Here is an 11579-nt window from a genome sequence, read left to right as displayed (position 1 = left end):
CGCGAGTTGCCCGGCCTCGTTGTAGACCTCGATGATGATGTCCTTGCGGAAATCCTTCAGCGAGACCTCGGCGCCCAGGCCGGAGCCGAAGTTCCACACCTTGTTCGCCCATTTCTCGAATTCGGTATCGTGGGTGACGCCCCGTTCGAGCGTGATGGCCTCGAACTTGGTGCGACCGGGAGACTTGCGCGAGGTGGAAGGGTCGCCGCCTTCGCGGTGTTCGACCATCTCGGTGGAGCGCTTGAGAGCGCCCACCTTGGAGATGCCGGCGACGTAGCGGCCATCCCATTTCACGCGGAATTTGAAGTTCTTGTACGGATCGAAACGCTGAGCGTTCACGGAAAACTGCGCCATCTTGAATTCTCCCCGGTTAAGCCTGAATCTGTCCGGCCAACTGCTGAATGCGAATCACCACGAATTCGGCGGGCTTGAGCGGAGCGAAGCCCACCAGGATGTTCACGATGCCCAAATTGATATCGTTCTGCGTGGTGGTCTCGCGGTCGCACTTGACGAGATACGCTTCCCTGGGACTCTGGCCCTGGAAAGCGCCCTGGCGGAACAGGTTCTGCATGAACGCGCCCACGTTGAGCCGGATCTGCGCCCAGAGGGGTTCATCGTTGGGCTCGAACACCACCCACTGGGTGCCGCGGTAAAGACTTTCCTCGAGAAAGAGGGCCATACGCCGCACCGGCAGGTATTTCCATTCCGAAGCGAGCAGATCGGCCCCGACCAGGGTGCGGGCGCCCCACACGACCTTGCCGGCGACCGGAAAGCTGCGCAGGCAGTTGAGGCCCAGGGGATTCAAGCGCCCGTTCTCGCCGTCGGTGAGGGTGTAGGTGAATTCCTGGACCCCGGAGAACGACGCTTCCAGGCCGGCCGGCGCTTTCCACACGCCGCGCTGGGCGTCGGTCCGCGCCATGATCCCAGCCAGCGCCCCGCAGGGGGCGAAGCTGCCCAGGCGATTCTCGTTGAGGGGGTCCGGCATCCGGAGCCGCGGGAAATACATGACCGCGTTGCGGGCGTCGTCGTTGCCGATGGTTCCGCGGACCCCGTTCACCCCGGCCTCGGCCGTGGCGACCGCCGTGCTCGGATTCGCGGTCCAGGCCGCGGGCGGGTCGACGATCAACATCGCCCGGCGGTCCTGGCAGTAACTTGCCGCGGCGGCCCAGGTCGCGTTGTCGACATCCGGCCACGACGCACCGGTGCCGGCCGGCGGCGTATCCCGCTCCGTTCCCAGAGGCGGAATGCAGAGCAAGTTGAACAGGTCGACCGGCTCCAGGGCATGGATCCCGGTGCGTTGATTCGGATCGCCGGTGATTTGCCCGTCGACCAGCGGGTCTCCGTCATCGGTGGCGTTGCCTACCGCCGCTTGCGTGGCGTCGGTGGGGCTTTCGCCGTCCGGTGCCGAGGTACGCACCCTCACGAAACTCGACCCCTGGGCGAGAACGGTATCGACGAAGCGCGGATCCGTGACCTTGCCCGACACGTTGCGGAAACGCTCGGAGGCGATCACCCGTGTGCCGCCGGGGCGGTCGAGCTGCTCGACGGTCAGGTTGAACAGGGCCGTGTCGCCCGGATCGCGGGTTTCGTGATCCACCGTAGCGCGCAGGGCGGCACCCCAGGTGCCTGGGCTGGATGCTTCCAACACCAGGTTGCCGGTCGTCGTGACCAGGGTGATGGTCGCGGTGCTGGCCGCCACGTCGCCATTGAAGACCCGCACGATGATCGCATCGCTCCCGCCGTGCTGGAAGAAATGGCTGACGGCATAGCTCATGGTGCTGGCCTGCCACAAACCGCCGAAGAGGCGGGTGTACTCGGCGAAGCTCTGGATGCGAACGGCTTGGTTCACGGGGCCTTGCAACGCCCTTCCGATGAAGGCGGTAATGGAGGTGGCCACGCCCGTGATGGTTCGAACGCCGCTGGGCACTTCTTCGATATAGACACCGGGATAGGTAAGAGCAACGGGCATGGCGATCTCTCCGTATCGACTGGTTGGTTAAGAACGGGGACCTGCATCCCCGGCCGTCATATCAAGGCGTGGCATCCCGCGCGACGAGGATCTCGACGCTGGCGGGCTTGTCGGAGCTGCTATTGGTGAATTTCATTTGGCGTGGCGCCACGCCGAACAAGGCGACGCCGCCACCGGAGAAGATTTGGGGACTGTCCAGTGTCAGAGAGGAGGAATCGGTGGTCCCGTCACTGACCTTGAAGCTCAGATGCGTACCGTAAGCGGAAGACTTGATCACCAGAAGGTGAATGGCGCTGCTTCCCCCCGGTTGCAGGTCGATGACCTTATCGCTGTCGCCCGGCTGGATCGAAACCTCGATCCGGTCGGTTGCCTCGATCTCCTGAGGCGGGCGGGAAAGAGTCACCGCCGCGCTGCCACTGACCTGTATCGTGAGCGACCAACTCAGAGTTGCCATGAGCTTTCTCCTTTTTTATTTGAGCGTCATGAGCCTTTCCCGAGCGGTAATACGCCTCTTGAGGACCCTTTGTCAAGGCCGAGAGACATCCGTCGATATCTTGAGACGGAATACGAGATTTACGCAGTCGTAACCATCACGGCAGCCGGACATGGCGTACCGGGTGACGGGAGAACAGGCGGGCCATCAAAGCGCCAAAGCCTGACCGACTTTCCATGTCCCCGTCTTCCAACCCTCTCGATCGGCTATCGTTCCAGAATGAGCTCGGCTAGCTTCGTACCCAGCACTCTCGATCGAATCTTTCCGAACGCCGTATCGCGGCCGGTCGAGGTGTCGTCCTCGAACGGCGAAAAGCCGCAATCATCGGTCGTTCCCAGTTGATCGAGCGAAAGGTATTCTGCGGCCTTCAACACGCGATCGCGCACCGCCTCCGGCGTCTCGACCTCCGGATTGAGCACGTCGATCACGCCGACGAAAATCCTCTGCCCCGGCCGCACATGCCGCCGAAGCGCGGCGAGCGCGCGGTCGGACTGTTTTTCGCTGGCCAGCTGAACGTAAAAATTGTCGGCCTTGAGCTCGAGCAAACTCGGCAAGAGTTCGGCATAGTCCACGTCCGCACTGTGGGTCGAGTCGCGGTCGCCGCCGGGGCAGGTATGAACGCCGATGCGCCGCCGCTCCTCGGGAGTGAAATGATCGAGCACGCGATTGTTCAAAGCGATGAATTCCCGAAGCAACCGCCTCGAGGGATCGAGCTTGACCGCGAGCCGACCCTCCGTGAAATCGATCTGCACGCGATGGGCTCCCGCCTCGAGACAACCCCGGATATCCCGGGCGGCTTCCCGGACGAGGTCGTCGAGGAAAGCTTCCCGAGGATAGCCTTCGATCCCGTCGGGCGGATAGATCAGACTGAGCGCCGAAGCCGAAATGACGGCCTGCTTCACGGGCAATGAGGTCAGGCGTTGGGCAGCCCGGAGGTATTGGTCGGCGTACGTCGCGTAGCGAAACGGCCCCGCCGTCAACCGCGGCAACTGGCGCGTATGGCCATCGGCAAACGTAATGACCGCGCCGTCCGGGGCGATGTTGGGAAGGCCCTGTAGCGGATAAGTGGCAAAGCTCGGCTTGGTTTGCTCGCCATCCGTAACGACTGGCGACCCGGTGTCTTCGAAGCGGCGGAGGGTATCGCGCAGAGCCTCCTCGGACACCGTCGCCAGCCGCTCCGAGGAAGCCCGGCCGGCACGAAATTCCCGCAATAACGCTAAAAGCTCCGGAGGACGGGGGATGCTGCCGATCGGTTCAGTTGGAATCGTCATGGTATTCTCCACAAGGTAACGAGATGGAGGGGTTCACTTTCGGCCGCAAAATATCCGTATCGGGGTTCATGCCGAGCGGCCGTTCTGTCGGATGCTCCCGGACACGGCGCCATAGGTGGCGACAAGAAAAGGCACCGCATAGGTCAAAATCGCCTGCGTCAAATTCCAGGGCGACGCGCCCAGGAGAGCCTCGGGTTGGTTGATAAGATTCAAGAGCGTGCCGACGACCAGGGTAACCCGCAGCGAGCGAGGATAAACTCCGCCCGTCAGCGCCAACCGGTGACAGGCCATCACTTTCGTCCTGTAACGGAATAACATGTCAACCCAAAAAGCCTTGTTTGCTCGCATTCCTGAAGCTCATCAATATCTATATTTAATTAAAATTCATTAATATAAAACCAATCTTGGATGGAAACCTTATAACTCGGCTCCATCCGATGCGTCAACAGAATCTTCCGTAAACGTCAAATATAGAGATGTAATGGTTATGCGCCTCCCTCCGCGCGACCAGCGCGACATGCTGAAGATCGGCGAGTTAGCCGAAGACCTGGGAACCACGCCCAGAACTATCCGCCTGTACGAAGAACTGGGCCTGATCGCGCCCGAACGGACCCGTGGCGGGACCCGGCTTTACCGCAAGAAAGACGTCAAACGCATGGCGATCGTCCTCCGGCTTGCCCGCTTGGGGATGGAATTGAGCGATGTGCAGCGGCTCGCTTGCGTTCGCGAGCAATGCGGCTCCGGGGCGGAAGCCGTATCGAAGGTATTGCCGCTCCTGGATGAACTGCGGGGATGGATTGATTCGACCCGGAGCGAGCTGGAATTGGTGGAACGCGATCTTGAACGGGCTGAGATGCTGATTCGCCAATGCAGCCGATGCCCGAATCGGCCCAATCGCCTGGATTGCCCGCAATGTCCCGTCGACCGGGATGTCGATTTGACGGATCTCGCCCGTCTTATTTGGGATCCGACCAGTCCCTGATCCGGAAGGCCTATCCGGCTATGCCGCAGGACCGGCATTGCCCAAGCGGGCGAGGCGTTCAATGTCACCGGCCCATCACGGGCTACCCGGATATCGCCGTCGGAAAATTCGAGCAGCAGGCCGCGAGACCGTAACCCATCGCGCGACCTCGGATCGGTGGGTTACGCGGAGCCTGTCGCGAGCGGAGCCGAGGGGCTATCCCACCATCGATGGGTTTCGCTTCGCTCTACCCATCCTACGATGAATGTCCATTCGAATGTCGAATGGAATTAGCCGCCACCACGATTCAACGCGGCGACTCGTGCAGAGACGGCCTGGCTTACGGAACCGCGGCTTCCGAGATCGCGGCGTCGGCCGAAGCGGCGGCGGCCAGCGGCAGATACACCACGAACTCGCTGCCCCGGCCCGATCCCTCGCTGTGGACCTCGACCCGGCCGCCGTGCAGCTCGACCAGGCGGCGCACCAGGGCCAGCCCGATTCCCAGCCCCCCTTGAGACCGGTCGAGGGTACGGTCGACCTGGGTGAAAAGATCGAACACGTGGGGCAACATCCCGGCCGAAATACCGACACCGGTGTCGCGGACGCGGACGACGGCCTCGTTGCCCATTTGCGCCGCCGTGAGATGAATGTGTCCGCCGGCAGGCGTGTACTTGGTGGCGTTGTTGAGCAGATTGGCGAAAATCTGGGCAATCCGCACCGGGTCCGCATCGAGAAGCAAGGGTTCCGGCGGGAGGGAAACGCTCAGATCGTGGTCGTTTGCCTGGATGAGCGGCTGATTGGTTTCAACGGCATGACCGATGACAACCGCCAGATCGACTCGTTCCTTCTTGAGCTCGATCTTGCCGCGGGTGATGCGGGACACTTCCAGGAGATCGTCCACCAGCCGGACCAAATGGTTCACCTGGCGCTCCATCATCGTGAGCATGGCACGAGTGCGTTCGTTGGCCACAGCTTCGGCGTCGGATCTTTGCAGCACGTACAGGGCATTGCGGATCGGGGCCAGCGGATTTCTCAGCTCGTGCGCCAGCATCGCCAGGAACTCGTCCTTCTGGCGGTCGGCAGCGCGCAAGGCTTCCTCCATGTGGTGGCGCTCGGTCATGTCGGTTACCAGCGCCACCAGGTGCGCCGGCACATCCGCCGATTCACGCAGCAGCGAAACGAACTTGCGCACCCAGACCGTTTGGCCGTCCTTGCGCAGGTAGCGGTTTTCCATTTCGAAGTAAGGAAGTTCCTCTTCCCGCAGGCGGCGGAGCGCGGAAAAATTGGCGGCACAGTCGTCGGGATGCACCAGGTCGGGCAAAACGAGGTGACCGAGTTCCTCCTGGGTATAGCCGAGCAGAGTGCAAAATGCGGGATTGCACTTCAGAACATGTCCCTCTTCGTCGGTGATGGCGATGCCGGTCCCCGCATGCTCGAAGATGGCGCGGAAGCGCTGCTCGCTGGCGCGGAGGGCCTCGTCGGCGCGCTTGCGCTCGGTGATGTCGTTGAAAAGAATCGCCACTTTTCGTTCCTCCGGCGCGCCGATCCGAAAGGCGTAAACATCGTAATAACGGTGGAGCTGCGCCGCGCGGTTCTCGAAACGCATCGGCTCGCCCGTCAAGGCGATCCGGCCGTAAATCTCGAACCAGTGTTCCTCGTGCAGAGGGGCGATTTCCCGCATCCGTCTGCCGGCCGCGTTGGGAATTCCCGTCTGGCGTTCAAATGCCGGATTGACGGTCAGGAACCGGTAATCCACGGGTTTTTCGTTTTCATCGAACAACACTTCGATGGTACAAAACCCCTGGTCTATGGACTCGAACAGGGCTCGGTATTTCTCTTCCGACGCGCGCACCGCGTTCTCGGCCACCTTGCGGTCGGTGATGTCCTCGGTAAAAAGGATTATCCCGCCGATGGCGCCATCCGCCCCGCGCCACGGCCGCACCTCCCAACGCTGCCATTGGACGGTTCCATTGGTTCGGACGAAGTGGTCTTCGTCGGCGGTAACGACTTCGCCGGCCAGTGCGCGGCGATGGGCGTTTCTCCAGCGCTCGGGAATCTCGGGGAAGACGTCGTAATGGGAACGGCCCCGCACCTCGCCTTCGAGACTGTAATCGTCCAGCCAACGGCGGCTGACGGCGAGATAACGCATTTCACGGTCGAACATGGCTACCGCCGCGGGTGCATATTCGATAAACAGCCGTAGCCGCTCCTCGTTCTCGCGTGCCTCCGCCGTACGTTCGAGCACGCGGGCTTCGAGCTCGCCGTAGGCGCGCTCTAAACTGAACAGCGCCTGCCGGTGTTGCCGGGTAAGGGCGGCGACCACGAGCGCCGAGAAGGCGACGATGACCAAGAACATCTGTACCAGCCACTGCCGCTCATCGGGAGCGAAGTCGGGATTTGCGAACAGCCCGAGCCCGCCCGCCGTGTAGCGCACCGCCATGACCGTCAGGATGGCCATGGTCAGCGCCATTCCGAAAATTTCGAAGCGCAGCGTGGCCCACAGCAGGGGCAGCATGATGATGTAGCCGTACGGAAATCGGCCGGTGAAGACGAGGTGGGCAATAGCGACGAACACGGCGATCATCGTCCCGGCTTCAACCCAGCGAGCGACTTGGATGTCCCGCCATTTCCATCGAGCCTGAAAGACCTCCAGGACCAGGGGAGCCACGATCAGGACGCCCACGCCGTCGCCGACCCACCAGAGCGGCCAAACCCAGGTGAACGCCTGCCACCCGAGCGCGGCCAAGATCGCGGCACCCAACGTCGCGCTGAGGACGGGGCTCAACAACGCGCCGAAGAGGATCAGCACCAGCACCTCCCGCAACCCGCGCAACTGAAACGGCGCGCCGCACCAGCCGCGCACCAGGCTTGCGCCGACCAGTGCTTCGAGCGTATTGCCCAAATAGATGGAAAAAGCGGCGGAAAGCGGAATGTGGAACAGCCACAGGTCGCCGGCCGCTTCGGCGGGCAATCCGGCCAATATCCACCAAGGCCAATGGCGTTTCTCGCTCAACAACAGCACCGCAAGATAGAGACCGCTCGGCGGCCACAAGGTTACGCCCGATCCGGGCAGCAGCGTCAGCCAATGGCCGAGCCAGGAACCCAGCAGGTAGGCGGCGGGGAATAAGGCAAGGTGAAGGAATTTTGGGCGGGGCGACTCGAACACGGCTTTACCAGGGTCGTAATTACGGGGCAGGCAGGCAGATGGACCGATCGATTTCGGCGGAGTGGAAGACCGATCTTCCCCGCGTCACGCCCTGGATATCCAGGCGTTTGCCAGGCTCAACGGGCGCACCGGCAGGAGTTGTAGTCTCATCCTAATGTACAGAAAGGGTATTCCGTTTGAATCAACGCATTTTCGCATTTGGTTCGAAGCGAAGGAAGGGTCAACGGCTCGCGGTAACGGAACCGACAGGCGAGTGCACGGCCACCCGGCCGGGCAAAGACGTCTTTGGAGGTCGCGGATCGAAGCCTCAAACGCGCCATGGGAGTGCGGCCTCTTTATGGCGTTTCGATTGTTTCGGTTGAGCCGACAAATTACCGGCTGGACGGGGCCGTTTCCTCTTGGCCCAGTCCGCCTAAAAATCCTTGACTCGAAAATTCGGCTTTTGGATCATCGACGAGCTACCGTCCCCAATCTGTTCATACCATTGCGTTTTTCATGCCCGTCAGGGCGGCAAATGCGCGATTGCTGCAATCGGAGGACACGAAGATGCCGCAAGATCCGTCATTGGTCCCGCGCCCCTCGGAGCAGCACGCCGCCTGGCAAAGAGCGCTGCACGGCGGCGATCTTTCGCGATTGGAACAGCTTGCTCTCAACGACGATCCGGCCGCCGCGCTGTTCGAGCTCGAAACCTACGTCAACGGGATCTACCGGGCCAGTCAGCATCCGCTATCCAACCGTCCGCTGCCCGATATCCGCTCCGAAGTGCGTCTGGTACTGCCTTACATCGAGGAGATCCGGACCCGGCTCGGATGGCGCATTCGGGAGTTCGATCTCGGGCTGCTGCGCCTGATTCGCCGATCGAGCGCGCTGTCGCCGGTGTTGGGAGCCGGAGTCTCGATGGGCGCCGGTGCGCCGTCCTGGTCGGATCTGGTGCTCTTGATGCTGGAGGAAACGCTCGACAAGGGCCTGGAATTCCATGAATCCGTGCCCGCCGCCGACAATCCTCCTCAAGCTCCGATCGAATTCCTTCCCGACGGCACCGTGCGCACCGGCGGGAGCGGCACCTGGCGCTTTGAGCAACGGGTCAGCGAAGTGAGGCGCTTTACGCCGGAGCAGGAGCAAATCGCACGAAAGATCTTCGCCGAGGTGAAGGCCAAAGGCCCTTCCACCGATGTCGAGACCCTAATGCAGGGGGCGCAAGTGTGTTACGACCTTTGCGGTCAACATCTGTTTCGCCTGCTCACCAGGATTCTCTATACGCGCGCGAAAGAGCCCGGCGAGACCCACCGGGCCATCGCCGAACTGGCGCATGCGCAGGAGGTGCCGGTGCGCGGTCCCGGCCTGTTTCCGGGCTGGGACTCGATCATTACCTACAACTTCGATGTCCTCATGTCCGAAGCGCTCGCCGAACAGAAGATCCCGCATGCGGCCTGGGCCATGAAAGGCGATGAGCTTCGAGGCGACCCCGACGAACTGGCCCGCAACAGCCGGTGGCACCAACCGGTCTTTCATCTGCACGGCTACACGCCCAGACGCATTTTTTTGATAACGGACGTCCGCTTTGTCTTTTCGACGTCCCAGTACCTGACGGTGTACAAAGGTCCGCGATCCAGGATTCTGGAGACGGTTTATCGGGGATTTCTGGCCAATCCGGTACATATCGCGCTCTATATCGGTTGTTCGTTCACCGATGACGCGATGAACGACCTGCTTCGGGAAGCCATCGCGGAATACCCGGGCCGCTACCACTACGCGCTCCTGAAGTGGCCGCACGACAGACAGGGGAAGGAACCGGCCCCGGACGAGATCGAGGCGGAATCGGCCAAATACCTCGAATTCGGCGTGCGTCCGGTATGGTTCGACGATTTCAAGGAATTGCCGGGTTTGATCCGGCACTTGCAGTGATGATGGCTTCGGTAACGAGCGTACATGCCGGTGCCGTGTGCGCCCTTGCTGAATGATCATGCGCGCTCGTTGCCGGCGATCAACACACCCAATCGCAGGCGTTTCGGCGCGCATGAAAGCGTGCGGGCATTTCCGATCTTCGCATTCGTGGTCTTCGTCAGGAGGCCGCTTCGCGTTTTTTCCAAGATCATCAATCGCTCAGCTTCGGGCGGGTCGCGCCGACATCAGCCGTTTTCGGAAACAGTGCGCTGCTCGATAAGAGCGCGATCAGCGTCACCGGCAGCTAACTCTCGGCGGGAAATGCGGGTAATAATAAGCCGTCCCGGTCAAGGCCAAAGGTCGTCTTGGTCCATCGACCGGTCGAACCCGACGGAATTGCGTAGAAAGCGATGAATAACGTTACCTCATTAATTCGATTGATCAACAACGGGCTCTCGACCCAAGTGATGCTTAACGACGGCGGCATGATCTTCGGGTTTTGGCCGCACGACATCATTGCGCGGGGAAATGTAGAGGCTGGGGTTGTCGTGGTAAGGGGGATGGTTTGCGTTGACTGTCAGCCGCCGCAGGACCGCGTCATTCCGCTATGCGACATCGGCGGCGTGTTCAGCGAGCGGCCGCGACAAACCTTCATGGCTGACCCGGCGTTTTTCCAGCGCAACCCGGTACCGAGGGGATGGACAACGATTCACACCTTGCTTCTGAGTACCGTCGCCGCGCGCTGAGAAGAACCGGATCAGGCCGGCATCTCCCGAACAATCCAGTGGTTTATGTTGAGCTCTCTCTTAGCAGGGAGGGGAGCGACAATGCGCACGGGCACATTAAAGGCAAGATTATGGCTTCGTTAGTAAAACATATCGCTTCGATTGAACTGGCGCCCGCCAAAACTATGGGACTCAACGACCTGGGCGTTCCCATCGACGAGACGACGCAGGTGAAAAAGGGAAAATTGCAGGAGTTCCTGCAAACCCTCGACACCGACGCCGTTGCCCGTCGTTACCAGAATGTCCGTGTCACCGCGGTCAAGACGACCGAAGCGGGCCGCCTGTTTTCCAAGTTATTCATCCAGTTCGAAGTGTTCGGTGACGATTGGAGCAGCCGTGGCGACAACACCGGGGTCGATTACGTGCTCTACCGAGGGGACAAGGTTTTGCACCACATCCATCAGGGGAGGATCTTCCTACCGTATTGCCGCAGCTGGTATGAAAACCAGTACGAGCACACCATTCCCAACGAGGTATTCGACGAAGTCACGCGCATCGAATTTGTCGCCAATGCCGATGAAATGCAGCCTGGCTGACAGGAAAGACGAAGCCCGCGCGCTTGCGGCGGCAGAGAAGCAGGCTCACGCCAACATAACGCGGGCGCCGGGCTCCCTGCCCTGTGCTTAAGGTGCGTCCGAAAACAATGTTCCGATTCGTATATCTGGTGTAGGGTGGGTTAGGCGCGCACTCCCACGAAGCATTCGGCAGTCACGGAACTCTTCGCGCGCCGTAACCCACCGGTTGCGCGGCCTTGGTCGGTGGGCTACGGCGCGCGGAAACACCAAAGGAACTTTGCAGGTGTCGTGCGATACGCGCCTAATTCCATTCGGCATTCGAGTGAACATTACGTAGGGTGGGTTAGCGGAGCGTAACCCACCGATTCGAGGTCGCTCGGTGGGTTACGGCCGCGCGGCCTAACCCACCCTACTACGAAATCGTTTTCGGATAGAACAGAATGTTATCGGCGACCAAGTCCGTAACGATCAACTGCCGTTTCCGGTGTCACCGGAGCCGGTTTGCTTTTTCCTCGCGATAGCTTCAGCCAATTGA

10 protein-coding genes are annotated in these 11579 nt (G+C 61.1%); 4 read left to right on the top strand and 6 right to left on the bottom strand.

What is annotated here, in order from left to right; genetic code table 11:
• The 5 genes from ABJK70_RS12960 to nrtS form a co-directional block, all read right to left on the bottom strand.
• Positions 1-354: phage tail protein (locus tag ABJK70_RS12960; protein WP_347258181.1), on the bottom strand; the 354-nt coding region annotated here is incomplete at its 3' end.
• Positions 355-370: 16 nt separating this feature from the next.
• Positions 371-1969, bottom strand: a complete 1599-nt coding sequence (locus ABJK70_RS12955; protein WP_077729976.1) for a phage tail sheath C-terminal domain-containing protein — start codon at positions 1967-1969, stop codon at positions 371-373.
• Positions 1970-2030: 61 nt separating this feature from the next.
• Positions 2031-2423, bottom strand: a complete 393-nt coding sequence (locus tag ABJK70_RS12950) for a hypothetical protein (protein WP_077729975.1) — start codon at positions 2421-2423, stop codon at positions 2031-2033.
• A gap of 245 nt (positions 2424-2668) precedes the next feature.
• Positions 2669-3733 (bottom strand): cobalamin-independent methionine synthase II family protein, encoded by a 1065-nt coding sequence (locus tag ABJK70_RS12945; RefSeq protein WP_347258180.1) that lies wholly within the window; start codon positions 3731-3733, stop codon positions 2669-2671.
• 66 nt (positions 3734-3799) lie between these two features.
• A complete protein-coding gene (gene nrtS / locus ABJK70_RS12940; protein WP_205780742.1) occupies positions 3800-4024 on the bottom strand; it encodes a nitrate/nitrite transporter NrtS in 225 nt (74 codons plus the stop codon).
• A gap of 196 nt (positions 4025-4220) precedes the next feature.
• Between nrtS and ABJK70_RS12935 the strand changes: the two genes are divergently transcribed.
• The gene (locus tag ABJK70_RS12935; RefSeq protein ID WP_168175393.1) at positions 4221-4715 is read left to right on the top strand and encodes a MerR family transcriptional regulator; all 495 of its coding nucleotides are present in this window, start codon (positions 4221-4223) and stop codon (positions 4713-4715) included.
• 319 nt (positions 4716-5034) lie between these two features.
• Here the strand turns inward: ABJK70_RS12935 and ABJK70_RS12930 are convergent, their stop codons facing one another.
• Positions 5035-7860, bottom strand: coding sequence for a PAS domain S-box protein (locus tag ABJK70_RS12930; protein WP_347258179.1), 2826 nt, complete (start codon positions 7858-7860; stop codon positions 5035-5037).
• A gap of 546 nt (positions 7861-8406) precedes the next feature.
• On the opposite strand from ABJK70_RS12930, the gene ABJK70_RS12925 reads away from it, so the two are divergent.
• The 3 genes from ABJK70_RS12925 to ABJK70_RS12915 all read left to right on the top strand — a co-directional run bounded on the left by ABJK70_RS12925 (position 8407) and on the right by ABJK70_RS12915 (position 11065).
• A complete protein-coding gene (locus ABJK70_RS12925) occupies positions 8407-9765 on the top strand; it encodes an SIR2 family protein (protein WP_347258178.1) in 1359 nt (452 codons plus the stop codon).
• A 389-nt stretch (positions 9766-10154) separates the two neighbouring features.
• Positions 10155-10490: a hypothetical protein gene (locus tag ABJK70_RS12920; RefSeq protein ID WP_347258177.1), complete on the top strand. Its 336-nt coding sequence runs from the start codon at positions 10155-10157 to the stop codon at positions 10488-10490.
• Entirely contained in the window at positions 10442-11065 is a 624-nt protein-coding gene (locus ABJK70_RS12915; protein ID WP_347258176.1) for a hypothetical protein, read from the top strand. Before ABJK70_RS12920 ends, ABJK70_RS12915 begins: the two co-directional genes overlap by 49 nt.
• The last annotated feature ends 514 nt before the right edge of the window (positions 11066-11579 follow it).

The sequence above is a fragment of the Methylocaldum sp. genome (assembly GCF_039794385.1).
Lineage (GTDB): Bacteria > Pseudomonadota > Gammaproteobacteria > Methylococcales > Methylococcaceae > Methylocaldum.
The sequence above is the reverse complement of the archived record's forward strand: the minus strand, read 5'-3'. Positions and strand labels throughout refer to the sequence as shown.